Origin of the sequence: Gottfriedia acidiceleris (genome assembly GCF_002128425.1) — a bacterium.
Classification (GTDB): domain Bacteria; phylum Bacillota; class Bacilli; order Bacillales; family Bacillaceae_G; genus Gottfriedia; species Gottfriedia acidiceleris.
The window spans coordinates 1-18,888 of sequence record NZ_NESS01000029.1; the positions used below are offsets into that span (position 1 = coordinate 1).

An 18,888-nucleotide genomic window follows, 5' to 3' on the forward strand; every position below is an offset into this window, starting at 1 on the left:
CAGGTGATTATTGCGAAGAGGTCACACCCGTTCCCATACCGAACACGGCAGTTAAGCTCTTCAGCGTCGATGGTAGTTGGGGGTTTCCCCCTGTGAGAGTAGAACGTCGCCTGGTAAACGAAAACATCAGCTATTAGGCTGATGTTTTTTTGTTTATTATGTAGTTAAAAAACGATGAATTAAATAAGGAATTTTTTGTTCTGTTGTTGTTAAAAATTGGTTTATTAAAGGATAATCATCAGTAGAGTAGGTCTGTAAAAGTTCACACCACCAGTCGGTTTCATAGCGGCAAATCATACTCAAGTTATATAAAAGCAGGTAGTGATAAAGAATTTCGGGTAATAATAAAAGCGCTTCCTTTTGTGATTTTATAAAATGACTTTGATTTAATATATTAAAATAAAATGGTGCTTTATTTAAAGTTTTATCAGGAAAATTTGATTTAATTTTAATTTGCTTTTGGTTCTGTTCTACAATTACAATATCTATTGAAGCTTGCTTTGATTGAAGAAATGAAATAAAACGATCTGAAGTAAAATGATAGGATGACAAGATTTGTTCAGGTATCGCGATTACATCATTATCAAATGTAATTGGAAGGAATAAATTACCTTTTTTGGTAATTTTAAGGATTTTATTCAATTCAGGTATTGATTGTAAAAGCTGAAGCATTGTGAACTTTTCACTTTCTAAATTATTTATATTGAATAATACTTTAGAAGCATGAGTAAACAATCCATTTTTCTGGATTTTAACTTCGTCATCAACAAAAGAGTATCCTATTTTTTTTATTTTTCTTGAGGTAACACCGTGAGCCAGAATTGCAGTGGTACTCGGGTAATCAGGATCTACGGTGAGGATACATGCCTTTAATAATTGTACAAGTCCATAAAATAGTAAAGTAGGTTTTACATTAATTTGAGAGTTTTTAGCTGCATGAAAATAGCTTTTCCCATGCTCAATATAATACAGAAATGGATAAGCATTATGGAAAGCTTTAGTTTTTTGTTCCTTCGAATTAGTTCGTTCATATTTTGTTTGAAGATAGTTTTTTGAATATTGCGCAGAGCTAAAGTAACATAGCTCATCCCATACATTATTATACGAATATAGCATAAGAGAGGGACTCCTTATTAACTGAATATTTAAACATAACTTGACTTCCTTGACAGTGTTTTATCCTATTGTTAATCTACTAATAATATTTATACGTGTATAGGGGGGCTTTTTTATGTGGGAATCAAAATTCGTAAAAGAAGGACTTACTTTTGATGATGTATTACTAGTTCCAGCGAAATCTGAAGTACTTCCAAATCAAGTTGATGTAAGTGTGAGATTAACTGAAAAAATTCAATTAAATATTCCATTAATCAGCGCAGGGATGGATACAGTTACAGAAGCAGATATGGCTATTGCAATGGCTAGACAAGGTGGACTAGGTATCATCCACAAAAATATGTCAATTGAAGAGCAAGCTGAACAAGTAGACAAAGTAAAGCGTTCTGAAAGTGGTGTAATTGATGATCCGTTCTTCTTAACACCATCTCATAAAGTAGCAGACGCTGAATATTTAATGGGTAAATATCGTATTTCAGGTGTACCGATCGTAAATGATACAGAGAATAGAAAATTAGTAGGTATTTTAACAAATCGTGATTTACGTTTTATTCAAGATTATTCAATTGTTATTTCAGATGTTATGACAAAAGAAAATCTAGTAACTGCTCCTGTTGGAACTACACTTGCAGAAGCAGAGAAAATTCTTCAAAAACATAAAATTGAAAAGCTACCCCTAGTTAATGAAGACGGTACTTTAAAAGGCCTAATTACAATTAAGGATATTGAAAAAGTAATTGAGTTTCCAAACTCAGCGAAAGATCAACAAGGACGCTTACTTGTAGGTGCAGCTGTAGGAGTAACAAAAGATGCACTTCAAAGAGTAGAGTTTTTAGTGAAAGCTAATGTCGACGTAATTGTAATTGATACAGCACATGGTCACTCTAAAGGCGTTATCGAAAAAGTAAAAGAAATTAGAAGTAGATTCCCGGAATTAGCAATAATCGCTGGTAATGTTGCAACAGGTGAAGCAACTAAAGAACTTATTGAAGCTGGAGCAGATATCGTAAAAGTTGGTATTGGACCAGGTTCTATCTGTACTACTCGAGTTGTTGCTGGTGTAGGTGTTCCTCAACTAACTGCGGTTTATGATTGCGCTTCTGTTGCTAGAGAATACGGAGTTCCAATTATTGCAGATGGTGGTATTAAGTATTCTGGAGATATCGTTAAAGCTCTTGCAGCTGGTGGACATGTAGTTATGTTAGGTAGTATGTTTGCTGGTGTACAAGAAAGTCCTGGTGAAACAGAAATTTTCCAAGGTAGACAATTTAAAGTATATCGTGGTATGGGTTCTGTTGGAGCAATGGAAAGAGGAAGCAAAGATCGTTATTTCCAAGAAGGTAATAAAAAATTAGTTCCTGAAGGTATAGAAGGACGTGTCCCATATAAAGGACCACTAGCTGATACAGTTCACCAACTAATTGGTGGAATTAGAGCTGGTATGGGTTACTGTGGTACTGCTACACTAAATGAATTAAGAGATAATGCACAGTTTATTCGTATGTCTGGTGCAGGATTACGTGAAAGTCATCCACACGATGTTCATATTACAAAAGAAGCACCAAATTACTCACTATAATAATTTAAGCAATGAACCTAGGGCAATTACAAGAAATTGTAGTTGCCTATTTTTTGGGAAATAATTGTGTTAAAATGAACAAGTGAGATTAAAGGTTGGAGGTAAGACAGTGATTGGAAAGAAAATACTAACAAAATTGATAGTAATAGCATTAGCGATAACGATCATTATCCCAATGAATTTACGACCAGCAGCTGCTGCTGAGGACGTGTTAGATATTCAAGCTAAAGCTGCAATTTTAGTTGATGCAAATTCAGGGAAAATATTATATGAGAAAAATTCAAAAGCTCCATTACCGATTGCAAGTATGTCTAAAATGATGACAGAGTATCTAGTTAATGAAGCGGTAAAAAATGGAAAAATCTCTTGGGACGAGAAAGTAACTGTTTCTGATTATGCTCATAAAATCTCTCAAAACACGGGATTATCTAACGTACCACTTGAATTGGGTGGTCAATATACAGTAAGAGAATTATACGAAGCGGCTGCTATTTATTCAGCAAACGGTGCGACAATAGCGCTAGCTGAAAAAATTGGTGGATCTGAGAAAAACTTCGTCCAGTTAATGAACGATAAAGCAAAGAAACTAGGTCTAGGAGACGTTAAATTTGTTAATGCTACTGGTTTAGTAAATAAAGACTTACAAGGTATGCAACCAGAGGGAACTTCCCTTACTGACGAAAATATTATGTCAGCAAACGGTGTTGCGAAATTAGCTTATAATCTAATTAAAACATATCCTGAAGTGCTTCAAACTTCTTCAATTCCAAAGAAAACATTCCAAAAGGGTGGAAAGTATCCAGTAAATATGGATAACTGGAACTGGATGTTACCAGGATTAGTATTTCAGTACCCTGGTATGGATGGATTAAAAACAGGTTCAACAGATTCAGCTGGCTTCTGTTTTGCTGGAACTGCTAAAAGAGATGGTCAACGTTATATTACAGTTGTAATGGGGGCAAATTCTTATAACTCAAGATTTAGTGAAACAGCTAAATTAATGGATTACGGGTTCAGTAACTTCGAAAAGGTTACTTTAGTATCAAAAGGTCAAACAGTAAAAGGTAATAAAACAGTAAAAGTAGTAAAAGGTAAAGATAAAGAAGTTAAAGTAGTAGCAAAAGATGACGTTACTTTAGCTGTAAAACGCGGTGAAGCTAAAAATTATAAAGCCACAATCCAATTATCAGGTAAATCAATCGATAAGGATGGCAATATTTTAGCTCCAATTAAAAAAGGAACAAAAGTTGGACAAATTGTGGTTAAATCTTCTAAGAATGAAGATTTAGGATTTATCAATACTAATAATCAATCATATGATTTAGTAGTTGATAAAAGTGTTGATAAAGCGAATTGGTTAGTTTTATCATTTAGAGGAATTGGTTCATTTTTCGGAAATTTATGGGATAGTATCATAAGTGGAATTGGTGGTTTATTTAAATAAATTGCTATATAAAAATATCAGTAATTGTTAAGTTGTCATTTTTTCAGTAAAATAAAAGTAAGGTAACTTTAAATAGGGGAAGAGAAATACTAAAATGTTACCAAGTAAGCTTTAATAATGGAGGGGCATAACAATGAATTTAACAGGAACAGAACGTGTAAAACGTGGCATGGCAGAAATGCAAAAAGGCGGCGTTATTATGGACGTAGTAAATGCTGAGCAAGCTAAAATAGCGGAAGCTGCTGGTGCAGTAGCAGTTATGGCATTAGAAAAGGTACCATCTGATATTCGTGCAGCTGGTGGAGTAGCTCGTATGGCTGATACAAGTATTACTGAGGAAATTCTTAACGCTGTTAGTATTCCTGTAATGGCTAAAGCGCGTATTGGACATATCGTTGAGGCTCGTGTTTTAGAAGCAATGGGAGTAGATTACATCGATGAGAGTGAAGTATTATCTCCAGCAGATGATATCTTCCACATTAATAAATCAGATTACACTGTTCCATTCGTTTGTGGTTGCCGTAACTTAGGTGAAGCACTTCGTCGTATTGGTGAAGGTGCATCTATGTTACGTACAAAAGGTGAGCCTGGTACTGGAAACATTGTAGAAGCAGTACGTCACTTACGCCAAATTAACGGAGAAATCCGCAAAGTAGTTGGTTTATCACGTGATGAATTAATGGTTGAAGCTAAAAATCTTGGTGCTCCATTCGAATTATTACTTCAAATTAAAGAGCTTGGTCGTTTACCAGTTGTTAACTTTGCGGCTGGCGGAGTAGCAACTCCTGCAGACGCAGCTTTAATGATGGAATTAGGAGCTGACGGTGTATTCGTAGGATCTGGTATCTTCAAGTCAGAAAACCCTGAGAAATTTGCTCGTGCGATTGTACAAGCTACTACTCACTATCAAGATTATGAATTAATCGCTAACCTTTCTAAAAACTTAGGTCCTGCTATGAAAGGTATTGATATGAGACAACTTGCTGCTGCAGATCGTATGCAAGATCGTAGCATTTAAGTTGGTGAATTTATGAAAATAGGTGTATTAGCATTACAAGGTGCAGTTCAAGAACATATAAATGCAATTAAAGCATGTGGTGCTGAAGCTGTTATCGTGAAACGTGTAGAACATTTAGATGGACTTGATGGTATTGTATTACCTGGTGGAGAGAGCACTGCAATGCGTAAATTGCTTGATCATGTCGGGTTATTAGAACCTTTAAAAGAGAAAATCGAAAATGGTTTACCAGCATTCGGTACATGTGCAGGCATGATCTTACTTTCGAAAGAGATTGCAAATGATGACACGGTGCATCTAGGTGTTATGGATATGGTAGCTGAACGTAATGCTTATGGTAGACAAGTGGATAGTTTTGAAGTAAACATCCCAATTAATGGTGTATGTGAAGACTACCCAGCTGTATTTATCAGAGCGCCGTTTATTCGCTCAGTATCTGGTGATGCGGAGGTTATTTCAGAACATGATGGTAATATTGTAGCGGTTAGACAAAATCACATGTTAGCAGCATCTTTCCATCCAGAATTAACGAATGATTACCGTTTTATGAATTACTTTGTACAGATGGTTAAGGAAAAAAGTGCAAATTTAAGTATGTAACTATTGAAAAAAGTAAAAGCTTATAGTAAATTATAATATAATTTAAATTGTCTAAAGCGATGAAAGAAAATAGTAGCAAGTTCTAAATTTATAGAGAGTCGGTGGTTGGTGTAAACCGATAATGAAGACTTGTGAATCCATTCTTGAGCGGGTTACGGAATGCTTTATAGCTAGTAAGTAACTCCGGTACTATAGTCCGTTAACTATACTAAGGTGGAAGGATTATTTATTAATTCTTCAATTAGGGTGGCAACGCGGGTAGCTCTCGTCCCTTTTATGGGATGAGGGCTTTTTTGTATTTATTTTTATCCTTTAGACAATAAAAGAATAGGAGGCATTAAAAATGTTAGACATTAAATTATTACGTAGCAATTTTGAAGATGTAAAAGCAAAACTTCAGTTACGTGGTGGCGACATAAGCTATATCGAGAAATTTGAAGACTTAGATTTAAACCGAAGAGAATTACTTGTACAAGTTGAAGGTTTAAAAAGCCGTCGTAATGAAGTTAGCCAAGAAATTAGTGTATTAAAGCGTGAGAAAAAAGATGCAGAGGCACTAATTGTTGAAATGAGAGAAGTTGGGGATAAAATTAAAGCTCTAGATGAAGAGATTAGAACATTAGAAGAGCAATTAGATGCTATTCTATTTACAATTCCAAACTTAGTTAGTGATTCAGTACCAGTTGGATTAACAGAAGAAGATAATGTTGAAATTCGTAGAATAGGTGAAGTTCGTACATTTGATTTTGAACCAAAGGCGCACTGGGATTTAGGTGTTGATTTAGATATTTTAGATTTCGAACGTGGAGCAAAAGTTACAGGGAGCCGTTTTACTTTCTATAAAGGCTTAGGAGCTAGATTAGAACGTGCCTTAATCAGCTTCATGTTAGATCTTCATACAGAGGAACATGGATACACTGAAGTACTACCTCCAAACCTTGTAAATCGTGCTAGCATGATTGGTACGGGACAACTACCAAAATTTGAAGAAGATGCATTCCGTATCGAAAAAGAAGACTTTTTCTTAGTACCAACAGCAGAAGTACCTGTAACAAACTATCACCGTGACGAAATTCTTGATGTTGCTCAATTACCGATTGCATATACTGCATATAGCGCATGCTTCCGCTCAGAGGCAGGTTCTGCTGGTCGTGATACAAGAGGATTAATTCGCCAGCATCAATTTAATAAAGTTGAACTAGTGCGCTTTGTAAAACCTGAGGATTCTTATATTGAGCTAGAAAAATTAACAGCTCAAGCTGAAAAAGTTCTTCAATTATTAGGATTACCATACCGTGTCATTACATTATGTGCTGGAGATATTGGATTTTCTTCTGCAAAAACGTATGACATAGAAGTTTGGTTACCAAGCTATGATGCATACAAAGAAATTTCTTCTTGCAGTAACTTTGAGGCATTCCAAGCGAGAAGAGCAAATATACGCTTCAGACGTGATCCAAAAGGAAAACCAGAATTTGTTCATACATTAAACGGTTCTGGCCTTGCAATTGGACGTACGGTTTCTGCAATTTTAGAAAACTACCAACAAGCAGATGGTTCAGTCATCATTCCTGAAGTTCTTCGTCCTTATATGGGTGGAAAAGAAGTAATTAAATAAGTAAAAAAGCAGATGGCGTCGAGAATTGATTCTCAGGCACATCTGCTTTTTATTTAGACAACTTTAACATCAATTTTATAATTAGGTGTGTTCCATAATTCCATCCATTTTTTAATAGCAGAAATTAAAATTACGACGCCTAAGACTAACATAATGATAGATAAGACACCATTTAACATACTATAACCAGCTGCGTCATGATTTAGATAGACATTTTTGATCATCCAGTATCCTGCATAATTTACAGTAACAAATAGATAGGCCAGAGGAATCAAACATGTAAGCATATACCAACGTTTATCTGCTATTTTCAATAGTACTGTTGCCCCAATGATTAATCCTATAGAAGCCATTAATTGATTAGATACTCCAAATAATGCCCAGATTGAACCAATATCCCCTGAAAATAAGAGATATCCCCACATGAAGCATGCTAGTGCACTAGCAAAAATTGATCCTGGTATCCAATCTGTTTTCTTTAATGGTTTATAATACTCACCAAAGAAATCTTGAATTAAATAACGTGCCACTCGAGTTCCGGCATCAATTGCAGTTAAAATAAATACAGCTTCGAACATAACAACAAACTGGAAGAAATATGATGCTAGGTGACTAAACCAAGGGATAGATGTAAAGATGTAAGTCATACCAACAGCCAATGTAACAGCTCCACCAGTACGCCCTTCTAGGCTTAATCCAATTTCTTTACTAAGTTCCGGTAAATGAACAACATTCATTCCTAAAGTTTTAAAAACTTCTGGAGTAGAGTTAATTGCAAAATAGTCTGCAGGTTGAAGTGCAGTAGCAGCGATTAAAGCCATAATTCCTACTAAACATTCAACTAGCATTGCACCAAACCCTACAACCTTTATATCGCTCCATCGATCAAGCATTTTTGGCGTTGTTCCAGAGCCTACAAATGCATGAAAACCTGAGATTGCACCACATGCTATTGTTATTGAGATAAATGGCCAAACAGGACCAGCTAAAATAGGTCCCCCGCCGTTAACAAATTTAGTTACAGTCGGAAATTGTATGGATGGGTTAATAATAAATACCCCAATAATTAGTGCAATAAATACACCGATTTTCATAAAGCTACTTAAATAGTCACGAGGTGCCAGTAAAAGCCATACTGGTAAAGCAGCAGCAAAAAACGCATAGATAGGTAGTATAATTGCCAATGTTCTCGTATCGAATGTTAAAAAATCACCGATAGCAGTTTCTTGAATTGTCGGTCCCATAAAGACTCCAACCATTAACAAAATAAATCCAATCGTTGAAGCTAATTTTAAATTGCCGGTTTTTTTATATAGTAGTCCTACACCCATAGCAATAGGTATTGTAATTCCAACTGCAAATGTCCCCCATGGATTATTTTCAAGCGCATGTAGAACAACCATTGATAGCCCGGCCATCGTAATTGTAATTATGAAAAGCATAGCCAGTCCCGTACAGAAACCTGCAACTGGTCCAAGCTCTTCTTTAGCTACTTCTGATAGTGTTTTTCCTTTCTTTCTCATTGAAGCATATAAAACAACTGCATCATGTACAGCTCCGCCAATTACAGCGCCAATTAAAAGCCATAAGAGACCTGGAAGGTAGCCAAATTGAGCGGCCAAAATTGGGCCTACTAGAGGACCCGCTGCTGCAATTGCAGCAAAGTGATGACCAAAAGAAACCCATTTATTAGTAGGAACATAATCCTTACCATCATTTAATTCATGTGCTGGAGTAGGTATAGAATCATTTAACTTAAGCACTTTCACAGCCATAAATGTTCCGTATAGACGATATGCAATCATCAAAATACACATAGAAGCAATAACAATTGTAACCGCATTCATTTTATTTAATAAGCCTCCCTGTCTTTTTTATTTACATTCATTCTACTTTATGAAAATTAAAATTTTAAATTTTCAATATAAATTGCAAAAATAACAGGATGAGAAGCATGAATGGTTTATTGAAATACAAGCTTATAAATCAAAAAGTTGTTTAAGTTCCTTCATGTACGTTCGGCTAACAGGTACTTTTTCGCCATCATTCATAATTAAATTATATGTGGAATTAAACCAAGGCTGAATCTCAAGGATCTTATCCAAATTGACAATATAGCTCCGATGGACACGGGTAAATGATGTGTTTTGGAGCTTTCGTTCTAAATTGATTAAAGGTTCATTTAATCGATATGTCATCTTATCAGTAACAACGCTTGTTTTACCTTCTTGTGTAAAGATGTAGATAATCTCTTCGAAGGTTATTAAAAGAATTCTTTCATCAACTGAAATAGCCAATTTATCTTGTTTTAAAAGTGGGAGGCTCTTTTTTACTTCAGTTTTAATAGGTTTACGTAGCTTTGCTAATTTTTCAATAGTCTTATGAATTCTTACCTCATCAAATGGTTTTAAAATATAATCAATCGCGTGTAATTCGAATGCATTTAAAGCGTACTCGTCAAAAGCTGTTGCAAACACAATTGCTGGTTGGTGATTAAGATCCTGCAGTTTTTGAGCTAATTCTAATCCACTTTCATCAGCTAACTGAATATCTAAAAATACAACGTCGACTTCTTCTGTTTGAAAGAATTCCAATGTACTTTTAATTGAATCCGCTTCACCAGCTATTTCGACTACCTTGCTTCTTTTTAATAAATAAGCTAGTTCGTCTCTTGCTAATGGTTCATCATCTACAATTAGTGCCTTTAACATTATTTATCCCTCCATTACTTCTTTCGTTAATGGGATTTTTATCGATACCTTCGTTCCCGTGTTTTGGTCGGATTTTATTTGAAAATATTCTTTTTCCCCGTAAATTTCTTCAATTCGTTTTTTTATATTCCATAAGGCAGTTCCAGTTCCCTCTTTAGACTGTATTGTTTCGTTCCCAATTGTATTTAGTAGTTCTGGTGAAATCCCCTTGCCATTATCTTCAGTAATGAGAATCATATCGTTATTGAATTCATACGCTTGTACAGATACCTTTAATTTTTTTTCCTTTGAAAATGCATGTCTAATCGAATTCTCTATAAGTGGTTGAAGTGTAAAAGGGGGGATTTGAACCGTTCTTAAATGAGGTTCTATTTTGAACTCTACAAGGAATTTATTTGGAAACCTTGTTTGTTCAATGGTTAAGTATGCCTCTACATGTTCTAATTCTTTTTCTAAAGTGACTAATGTCTGCCTTGCCCCTTGTAAGTTATTTCGAAAAAAAGTACTTAAATGGATTAGTAATTTTCTAGCTTGATCAGCATCTGTTCTAATTAGACTTGAAATTGTATTTAAAGAGTTGAACAGGAAGTGGGGATGCATTTGTGCTTGTAATGCTTTTATTTCAGCATCCTTCATTAATTTCCGCTGTAGTTCAGCTTCTGCTAATTCTAGTTGAGTAGAAAAAAGTTTAGACAATCCGTCGGCTAGTTCTTTTTCAACTTTTCCTAATTTGCTGGGATCCGTGTAGTATAGCTTTAAAGATCCAACTGTCTTATTTAAAGCCTTTAACGGTAGGACAATTGCCGCTTTTAATGGGCAATTCATATGGAAGCACTGAATCTCATCTTTAGAAGTAGCAATTATAATCTTTCCCTCTTCTAATGCCTTCTTAGTTAGTTTTGTTGCTAAGCTATTCATTGGCTCATGATGATCCGAACCTGCACCGACATGAGCAAGTACGCTTTTATGATCGGTAATCGAAATTGCATCTGCCTTGGTTAACTTGAAAATAATTCTTGCCACTTCATTACAAGAATGAGGGGTTAGTCCTTGTCTAAAAAATGGTAGAGTTTGCTCTGCGATATACAGGGCTTTACTTGTTTGAAGCGCTCGCGTTTTTTCTTCTTCTTGCAAAATATTTTGGATGATTAATATAAATATAAGTGTACCAAAACCATTTATGAGAATCATTGGAAGTGCAATAACTTCGACAAGATGGAGAGCGGCCCAAAATGGTTTTGCAATCAGAAGAATAATCCCCATTTGAAAACATTCCATAATAATGCCAATTGATACTACACTCCAAAGGGATTTGTTTTTCTGTATCCCGAATCTTTTTCTAAGTAGTCCTGTAACAACTCCTGCAACGATAGTAGAAATGGCACATGCATATGCAGTAAATCCGCCTAATGTTAGACGGTGTAAGCCTGCTATTAATCCGACACCTAATCCAACAACTGGACCACCGATTAGACCGCCAATCGCTACTCCCATTATTCTTGTATTTGCAATTGCATTATTATTTGCTACATTAAAGTGCCACGACTGAGACATAATTGACTCATGATAAATATGAACACCAGTAAAATTACTAATTACACCGAAGGCACCAAATATAATAATTAGGATTATTTTTGCACCAAAGGAGTGTTCATTTTGAATGATTTGTCTAAATGACTTCATCCTTGAAAGTAAAAAGGCAAGTATAACAAGAATACCTACCCGTTCGAGCATCAACGGTATTAATTCAAACATTTCTCTCTCCTTAAAAATATATAAATGGTAGTACCATTATAAATACAAACAAATTTTCTGTATATTTTTTCTACTTATTTAAAAGAAGTATATTTTAATAGGTGTTTTTATTTTTGAAAAAAAATTAGAAGAATGCTTGACCTTGCATTTTTCATATGGTATTATAAATCTTGTCAATACGGAGTAATACCCAAGTCTGGCTGAAGGGATCGGTCTTGAAAACCGACAGGGGTGTAACAGCCCGCGGGGGTTCGAATCCCTCTTACTCCTCCATTTTTTTAAAAATTAACAGAGTGCATATATATTGTAGATTATCAACTCGTTACATTTGTGTAACGAGTTTTTTGTTTATTTATTTTTATTCTTAAACAGTCAAACAAAAAAGAAAAAGCTGAAAACTTTACATGATACAGTTCGCAGCTTTTTCTTTTTTTACATGTCATTATTATCTAGATTTCATATATTTTTGTGAATGATTTAGCACGTTGCCGATCTTCTTAACGATTTCTTCTACAGAAGATTCATTTTTAATTAAATCATACTCACTAATACTTAAACGAAGTACAGGGCATGCGTTAAAGTTATTAATCCAGTTTTCGTAACGTGTATTCATTTCTTTCCAATATTCAATAGGAGTTTGTTGCTCCATTGGACGTCCACGCTCTTTTATTCTCTCAACGACTTCATCGAATGTTCCTTCTAAGTAAATTAATAAATCAGGAGCAGGGAAATAAGGTGACATAACCATAGCATCAAAAAGGCTAGTATATGTTTCGTAGTCTACTTCACTCATCGTTCCTTTTTCATAATGCATCTTCGCGAAGATGCCAGTATCTTCATAGATTGAACGGTCTTGAATAAATCCACCGCCGTATTCAAACATTCTCTTTTGTTCTTTGAATCGCTCTGCTAAGAAGTATATTTGTAAATGGAAGCTCCAACGAGCAAAATCCTGATAAAATTTATCTAAGTATGGGTTTGTATCTACTTTCTCAAATGATGTACGAAAGTTTAACGCATCTGCGAGTGCATTAGTCATAGTAGATTTTCCTACACCTACTGTTCCAGCAATTGTAATAACTGCATCATTTCGTATTCCGTATTTTTCACGTAAATTCATATACTTCTTAGCTCCTTTTGTAAGGTGTTTTCTAACGATTCTAGTATCATCGTTAAATCTCTCGGGTTATTAACGAAGTCAATTTGATCACCGTCAAATTTTAGTACTGGAATTTCAGGGTATTTAGCTTGAAATTCTTTCATGTGTGTCTCGTAATCTTCAATTAATTGAAGTAGGTACTGGTCCTCAATCAATTGTTCGAATTCTCTACCGCGAAGTTGAATACGCTTTTGTAGTGTCTCAAGGCTTGCCGTTAAGTAAATAACCACATTTGGCTTTGGCATATCCTCAGTTAATATTTGATATATTTTTAAATATTTATCATGCTGCTTTTCTTTTAATGTTCTGCTAGCAAAAATTAAATTCTTAAGGATGTGGTAGTCTGCAACCACTGGAATCGATTTATTAAGAAACATTCTGTCTATATCTTCTAATTGTTTAAATCGATTACAAAGGAAAAACATTTCTGTTTGGAAACTCCACTCTTCAATGTCCGTATAAAACTTACCCAAAAAAGGATTTTCATCTACAATTTCTTTTAATAGTTCATAATGAAAGTGTTCAGAGATCGCTTTGGATAGAGATGTTTTTCCGACACCAATTGGTCCTTCTACTGTTATAAAAGGTACACGTATCATCTCTTGTCCTCCTTACTAGTCAAATTCCGTATCATACTCAAAAAACATACAGAAACTATTTTAACATACTGTAGTCAGACGGAATACCATTTTAAAATTTTTCCAATTACTGATAATTGTTGCTCACTAAATGATCAATCAATTCTTCTATTTCTTGTGTTTGAATAACCGTAGCATTTAGAATGTCCTTCATCATATAAATTGCAACTTTCTCATCATAATCAGTAACCGAGGAAATTGCATCTTGAGGTATAATTAAGTTATAATCCCGCATAAATGCATCATTTGCTGTAAAAAGTACACAACGATTACCTGCAACACCTACCATTACTAAATGGGTAATGTTTAATTTTTTTAGTAATTCATCTAAATTTGTTAAGTAAAAACCTGAGTAGTTAGGCTTAAAGATAAAATAATCTTCTTCGTTTGGTTGTATATGTTTTATTAAGTCGTAGCTTAGAGGGTTTAAACAATGCTTAATAAGTTTTTCTTGAGTCGGGTTTTCGATTTTATAATGATCATTAACATATATAGTAGGAAGTTTTTTGTTTTTAAAAATGTCTCTTATGTAATTTATTTTCGGAACCATATGGATTGATTTTTCCGCAAGAACACTTCCATGTTTAAATGTAAATGAGTTGATTAAATCGACAATTAATAATGCAGGCAACTGCTTGTCTTTTTGATTTGAAGAATTCAATCGGCTTCACTCCAATCTATGTTTAGTTTATCTACTCGTAAAAAGAATATTTGTTTGTTAAAGAAATAAAGAGGTGTAAAGTTTGAATAAAGATGAGTTTTATATGAAGTTGGCAATAGAGGAAGCTCTAAAAGCAGAGCGAATAGGGGAAGTACCTATAGGAGCGGTGTTGGTTTACAACGACCAAGTCATTGCACGAGGTTATAATTTACGTGAAACTAAACAAACAGCTATAGGCCACGCAGAAATAAGTGCAATAGAAGAAGCGTGTAAAGTCATTGATTCTTGGCGATTAGAAGATACAACTTTATATGTAACACTCGAACCTTGTCCGATGTGTGCGGGTGCCATAATTCAATCAAGGATTCCAAGAGTCGTTTTCGGTGCAAAAGATCCAAAGGCTGGTTGTGGAGGATCAATATATAATCTCTTACAAGAAGATCGATTTAACCATCGCTGTGAAGTAAGTTCGGGTATATTAGAAGAAGAATGTGGTAAATTATTAACAGATTTCTTTAGAGAGTTGCGATCTAGAAAGAAAAATTTACCTTCATAAGGACAAGGATTGATTTTTTATTTCGGTTCGTATATACTTTAACTACCGCTTCAATTAGCGGTTTAAAATTAGGTTTTAACTTTGCCGTGCTAGGTGGGGAGGTAGCGGTGCCCTGTACTCGCAATCCGCTCTAGCGAGACTGAATTCCACTTCGAGGTGTATCTATTTCAGGGTCTGCCTTAAATAAGTGGTGTTGACGTCTGGGTCCTACGCAACGAGAACTCATGAACCTTGTCAGGTCCGGAAGGAAGCAGCAATAAGTGAGCCATCTCGTGTGCCGTAGGGGTGCCTGGGCCGAGCTAACTGTTTAAGTAACGCCTGGGGTAGTGCATCGACGAGTGGTGCACGGCAGTAACTTTATAAAAACTCACTCAATTTTGAGTGAGTTTTTTTGTTTTATTTAAAATATTTTCCATGAAATCATTACATAGGGTATAATAATGATGACTTTGTAAGAAGGAGGAAACCAATTGACTTATCAAGCATTATATCGTTTGTGGAGGCCGCAGCAATTTAAAGATGTTGTCGGTCAAGATCATATTATACGAACGTTACAAAACTCCCTTCTTCAGCAAAAAGTATCACATGCTTATTTGTTTACAGGTCCGCGTGGAACAGGTAAAACAAGTACAGCAAAAATCTTTGCAAAAGCTTTAAATTGTGAACACGCACCTACTAATGAACCTTGTAATGAGTGTGCCATTTGTAAAGGAATTACTGATGGATCAATTTCAGATGTAATTGAGATTGATGCGGCATCAAACAATGGTGTAGATGAAATACGTGATATTCGAGAAAAAGTAAAATATGCTCCTTCTGTAGGCAAATTTAAAGTGTACATAATAGATGAGGTCCATATGTTATCAATAGGGGCTTTTAATGCATTATTAAAAACATTAGAAGAGCCTCCAAGTCACGTCATCTTTATATTGGCTACTACTGAACCACATAAAATACCTTTGACGATTCTCTCAAGATGTCAACGTTTTGATTTTCATAAGATAAGTGCTCAAACGATTTCAAATCGATTGACAGTAGTGCTGAATCATCAACAAACAGCAATTGAACCAGAAGCTTTGATGATGTTAGCTCGTGCAGCTGAAGGTGGAATGAGGGATGCATTAAGTATTCTAGATCAAGCTATATCATATAGCGATGAATCGATTTCATTAGATGATGTTTTAGCAGTAACAGGCACAGTGGCTCAAGAACGTTTAATATCCGTTGTTTCAGCAATAATAGATGGTAATGTGTCAGTTTGTTTGACCAATATTGAAGAACTTTTAAACCAAGGTAAAGATCCAGTTCGATTTATAGAAGATTTAACAGTTTATTATCGAGATGTTCTATTATATAGGCACTCACCAAGTACAATTGAATTACTTGAGAGAGCAACAGTTAGTGATCAATTTAAAGAGCTTTGTGATGCATATAATGATGAGTTAGTTTATGAAATTATCGCTTCATTAAGTAAAAGTCAGCAAGAAATGAAATGGACTAATCATCCGAGAGTATTACTTGAGGTGGCAATTGTACAACTTTGTCAAAAAGCTTCCGTGAGCGGTATCGGAAAAAAACAGGACGAGCTGACACCATTAATTAATAAAATTAATGCTCTTGAAAAAGAAGTGAAGTTCTTAAAGGAAAATGGTATTACAGTAAGCGGAACGAATGATTCCTTTGCTAGTCCAAAACCAAAATCGACTACATCTCGTTCTAAAATTCCAAGTAGTTTAATACAAGGTGTATTAAGAGCGGCTTCTAAACCGGAAAAAAATAAAGTTTTAGCGGTTTGGACATCACTTCAAGATCAATTAAGGCAACAAAATAAAGTATCTACTGCAACATTAGTATCGTATGGCGAAGTTGTGGCTTCCTCTTCTGAACAGTGCATTGTTGCTTTTAAATCAGAGACAATTTGTGATTTAATCAATAATAACGGGGAACAAGAGCACTTAACAACAATCAACCAAACGTTATCTAATTTATTAGGTGCAGAAATGAGTATGTTAGCAATTCCCGAAGAAGACTGGAGATCGACTAGGGATTCATTTTTAAATACAACAAAACAAAAAGAGACTTCAACAGAAGTTTCACCAATCGTGCAAGAGGCAATCAATCTTGTTGGTGAAGATTTAGTAATTATTAAAGAATAACTATATTGGAGGAAATGAAAATGATGCGTGGCGGAATGGGCAATATGAATAATATGATGAAACAAATGCAAAAAATGCAAAAACAAATGGAACAAGCTCAAAATGAATTAAACGAGCGTACGTTTGTTGGTACAGCTGGCGGTGGTATGGTAACTGTTACAGCTAATGGATTAAAACAAATCGTTGAAGTTAATATTAAGGAAGAAGTAGTAGATCCAGAAGATATTGAAATGTTACAAGACTTAGTTTTAACTGCAACTAATGATGCTATTAAACAAATTGAAGATGCAACAGCTAAAACAATGGGGCAATTTACTAAAGGAATGAATATTCCAGGATTATTTTAGGGGATAAGACAAATGCATTACCCTGAGCCGATATCCAAATTAATAGATAGTTTTATGAAATTGCCAGGGATTGGTCCCAAGACGGCCGTTCGACTGGCATTTTTTATGTTAGATATGAAACAAGATGATGTGTTAGACTTTGCAAAATCAATGATAGATGCAAAAAGAAAACTACTTTACTGTTCAGAATGTGGCCATATAACTGACCAAGACCCTTGTTATATTTGTAGTGATCAACATCGAGACCGATCTACGATATGTGTAGTTCAAGATACAAAAGATGTTATTGCCATGGAAAAAATGAGAGAGTATCAAGGTTTATATCACGTACTTCATGGTGCAATTTCTCCTATGGAGGGAGTTGGACCGGAAGATATTAAGATTATGGAATTATTGAGCAGACTAAAAGATGATGTAGTTCAAGAAATTATTTTAGCTACCAACCCGAATATAGAAGGTGAAGCGACTGCTATGTATATTTCTAGGCTATTAAAATCTACGGGTATAAAAATTACTCGAATCGCACATGGTCTACCAGTAGGCGGAGACTTAGAATATGCAGATGAAGTTACACTCTCGAAAGCGCTAGAAGGTAGAAGAGAACTTTAGAAACTGATTAAATGGAGAGAGACCATGGGTTTTTTTCGAAAAAAAGGAAAGATTCGTAAAGAATTTGATGAAAAGTTAGTTGATAGACTACATGACTACAAAGATATTTACTTAAGTCAGGTAGAGTTAGTGGAAAGAAGTGTAGATCCACCAGATGATCTGCTTATCCATGTTAAGCTTTATCAAGCTAAATATTTCTTCTTATTAAAAGAAGCAAAGGCAAGAAATGTTTTAATAACAAGAATGAAATAAGTAAAAGAGTTTATTGTTTAGGCAATAGACTCTTTTTTATTAATGTTTTTTGTCATTGATTAGTTCCTTTTCTCATACAATCTTAGTAAAAGGTGTACAAGTTATATGAGGGGAGTTTTTTTGTGGTGAATAGTATTATTATGATTTCAGTTGTCTTATTTGTAATCTTATTTCTATTGTTAGTAGGTCTGCCGGTTAAAGCTTTAAAAATAATTAGCAGGTATGTACTAAGAGGTATTGTATGTGTCATGATTGTATTTATACTAAACTATGCTTTAGCTTCTAATAATTTTCATATTCCGATTAATACTGTTACTTGTGCATTCTTAAGTGTATTAGGTGTTCCAGGTATTGTAGCGTTAAGTGTAATTGGCATTTATATAGTATAAAAAATATATAAAAAAAGTTTTAAAAAACTATTGACCATTTATCGAGGGGATGTTATATTTATATACGTCGCTGATGGCGATAACAAAAAAAGAAAAAACAACTGTTGACAGATTTTGTCGAACATGATAAACTGAATAAGTTGTTAAAAAAACAAGATGATCTTTGAAAACTAAACAAAACATGAAGTAAACGTCAATTATTAGTTTTTTGAGCAATACAAGATTTAAACTTAACTTTTATGGAGAGTTTGATCCTGGCTCAGGACGAACGCTGGCGGCG

At 34.7% G+C, this 18,888-nt stretch carries 18 protein-coding genes, 1 tRNA gene, 1 rRNA gene, 1 other RNA gene and 1 other annotated feature; of the genes, 14 read left to right on the forward strand and 7 right to left on the reverse strand.

What is annotated here, in order from left to right; translation table 11 throughout:
• Positions 1 to 115, forward strand: a 5S ribosomal RNA gene (gene rrf, locus B6K90_RS22985).
• A gap of 41 nt (positions 116 to 156) precedes the next feature.
• On the opposite strand, the gene B6K90_RS22990 is transcribed toward rrf, so the two are convergent.
• Positions 157 to 1,116 carry a YaaC family protein gene (locus B6K90_RS22990; RefSeq protein ID WP_088015019.1) on the reverse strand — a complete coding sequence of 320 codons (960 nt, stop codon included), beginning with the start codon at positions 1,114 to 1,116 and terminating at the stop codon, positions 157 to 159.
• Positions 1,117 to 1,231: 115 nt separating this feature from the next.
• Here B6K90_RS22990 and guaB point away from each other — a divergent pair, with 115 nt between their 5' ends.
• From guaB to serS, 5 genes are all read left to right on the forward strand, one after another.
• On the forward strand, positions 1,232 to 2,695 hold the full coding sequence (gene guaB / locus B6K90_RS22995) for an IMP dehydrogenase (protein ID WP_088015020.1): 1,464 nt from the start codon (positions 1,232 to 1,234) through the stop codon (positions 2,693 to 2,695).
• A gap of 112 nt (positions 2,696 to 2,807) precedes the next feature.
• Positions 2,808 to 4,139: a serine hydrolase gene (locus B6K90_RS23000; RefSeq protein ID WP_407920551.1), complete on the forward strand. Its 1,332-nt coding sequence runs from the start codon at positions 2,808 to 2,810 to the stop codon at positions 4,137 to 4,139.
• A 133-nt stretch (positions 4,140 to 4,272) separates the two neighbouring features.
• Positions 4,273 to 5,157, forward strand: coding sequence for a pyridoxal 5'-phosphate synthase lyase subunit PdxS (pdxS, locus tag B6K90_RS23005; protein ID WP_056471238.1), 885 nt, complete (start codon positions 4,273 to 4,275; stop codon positions 5,155 to 5,157).
• Positions 5,158 to 5,169: 12 nt separating this feature from the next.
• Positions 5,170 to 5,757, forward strand: coding sequence for a pyridoxal 5'-phosphate synthase glutaminase subunit PdxT (pdxT, locus tag B6K90_RS23010; protein ID WP_088015021.1), 588 nt, complete (start codon positions 5,170 to 5,172; stop codon positions 5,755 to 5,757).
• 50 nt (positions 5,758 to 5,807) lie between these two features.
• Positions 5,808 to 6,033, forward strand: a binding site (T-box leader).
• Between the two features lie 67 nt (positions 6,034 to 6,100).
• A complete protein-coding gene (serS, locus tag B6K90_RS23015) occupies positions 6,101 to 7,375 on the forward strand; it encodes a serine--tRNA ligase (RefSeq protein ID WP_088015022.1) in 1,275 nt (424 codons plus the stop codon).
• A gap of 53 nt (positions 7,376 to 7,428) precedes the next feature.
• Here serS and cstA read toward each other — a convergent pair whose 3' ends face one another.
• The 3 genes from cstA to B6K90_RS23030 all read right to left on the reverse strand — a co-directional run bounded on the left by cstA (position 7,429) and on the right by B6K90_RS23030 (position 11,841).
• A complete protein-coding gene (gene cstA / locus B6K90_RS23020) occupies positions 7,429 to 9,222 on the reverse strand; it encodes a carbon starvation protein CstA (RefSeq protein WP_088015023.1) in 1,794 nt (597 codons plus the stop codon).
• A gap of 132 nt (positions 9,223 to 9,354) precedes the next feature.
• Positions 9,355 to 10,086 carry a LytR/AlgR family response regulator transcription factor gene (locus B6K90_RS23025; RefSeq protein WP_088015024.1) on the reverse strand — a complete coding sequence of 244 codons (732 nt, stop codon included), beginning with the start codon at positions 10,084 to 10,086 and terminating at the stop codon, positions 9,355 to 9,357.
• Positions 10,087 to 10,089: 3 nt separating this feature from the next.
• Positions 10,090 to 11,841, reverse strand: a complete 1,752-nt coding sequence (locus B6K90_RS23030) for a sensor histidine kinase (RefSeq protein ID WP_088015025.1) — start codon at positions 11,839 to 11,841, stop codon at positions 10,090 to 10,092.
• A 180-nt stretch (positions 11,842 to 12,021) separates the two neighbouring features.
• Here B6K90_RS23030 and B6K90_RS23035 point away from each other — a divergent pair.
• A tRNA-Ser gene (locus tag B6K90_RS23035) sits at positions 12,022 to 12,114 on the forward strand.
• Positions 12,115 to 12,286: 172 nt separating this feature from the next.
• Here B6K90_RS23035 and B6K90_RS23040 read toward each other — a convergent pair.
• The 3 genes from B6K90_RS23040 to B6K90_RS23050 all read right to left on the reverse strand — a co-directional run bounded on the left by B6K90_RS23040 (position 12,287) and on the right by B6K90_RS23050 (position 14,299).
• Positions 12,287 to 12,961: a deoxynucleoside kinase gene (locus tag B6K90_RS23040; protein ID WP_056471221.1), complete on the reverse strand. Its 675-nt coding sequence runs from the start codon at positions 12,959 to 12,961 to the stop codon at positions 12,287 to 12,289.
• The gene (locus B6K90_RS23045) at positions 12,958 to 13,599 is read right to left on the reverse strand and encodes a deoxynucleoside kinase (protein ID WP_088015026.1); all 642 of its coding nucleotides are present in this window, start codon (positions 13,597 to 13,599) and stop codon (positions 12,958 to 12,960) included. The genes B6K90_RS23040 and B6K90_RS23045 overlap by 4 nt, the downstream gene beginning before the upstream one ends.
• Before the next feature lie 106 nt (positions 13,600 to 13,705).
• Complete coding sequence (locus tag B6K90_RS23050) at positions 13,706 to 14,299, reverse strand: cysteine hydrolase family protein (RefSeq protein ID WP_088015027.1); 594 nt, start codon at positions 14,297 to 14,299, stop codon at positions 13,706 to 13,708.
• 82 nt (positions 14,300 to 14,381) lie between these two features.
• On the opposite strand from B6K90_RS23050, the gene tadA reads away from it, so the two are divergent.
• From tadA to B6K90_RS23085, 7 genes are all read left to right on the forward strand, one after another.
• Positions 14,382 to 14,855, forward strand: coding sequence for a tRNA adenosine(34) deaminase TadA (gene tadA / locus B6K90_RS23055; RefSeq protein ID WP_088015028.1), 474 nt, complete (start codon positions 14,382 to 14,384; stop codon positions 14,853 to 14,855).
• Positions 14,856 to 14,939: 84 nt separating this feature from the next.
• Positions 14,940 to 15,204: signal recognition particle sRNA large type (gene ffs / locus B6K90_RS23060), an RNA gene on the forward strand.
• A gap of 121 nt (positions 15,205 to 15,325) precedes the next feature.
• Positions 15,326 to 17,011, forward strand: coding sequence for a DNA polymerase III subunit gamma/tau (gene dnaX / locus B6K90_RS23065; protein WP_088015029.1), 1,686 nt, complete (start codon positions 15,326 to 15,328; stop codon positions 17,009 to 17,011).
• Between the two features lie 20 nt (positions 17,012 to 17,031).
• The gene (locus tag B6K90_RS23070; RefSeq protein WP_170927422.1) at positions 17,032 to 17,358 is read left to right on the forward strand and encodes a YbaB/EbfC family nucleoid-associated protein; all 327 of its coding nucleotides are present in this window, start codon (positions 17,032 to 17,034) and stop codon (positions 17,356 to 17,358) included.
• A gap of 12 nt (positions 17,359 to 17,370) precedes the next feature.
• Positions 17,371 to 17,967 carry a recombination mediator RecR gene (gene recR / locus B6K90_RS23075; protein WP_056471203.1) on the forward strand — a complete coding sequence of 199 codons (597 nt, stop codon included), beginning with the start codon at positions 17,371 to 17,373 and terminating at the stop codon, positions 17,965 to 17,967.
• A 24-nt stretch (positions 17,968 to 17,991) separates the two neighbouring features.
• Positions 17,992 to 18,219: a YaaL family protein gene (locus B6K90_RS23080; protein ID WP_088015030.1), complete on the forward strand. Its 228-nt coding sequence runs from the start codon at positions 17,992 to 17,994 to the stop codon at positions 18,217 to 18,219.
• A 122-nt stretch (positions 18,220 to 18,341) separates the two neighbouring features.
• Complete coding sequence (locus B6K90_RS23085) at positions 18,342 to 18,608, forward strand: pro-sigmaK processing inhibitor BofA family protein (RefSeq protein ID WP_088015031.1); 267 nt, start codon at positions 18,342 to 18,344, stop codon at positions 18,606 to 18,608.
• Positions 18,609 to 18,888 lie beyond the last annotated feature (280 nt).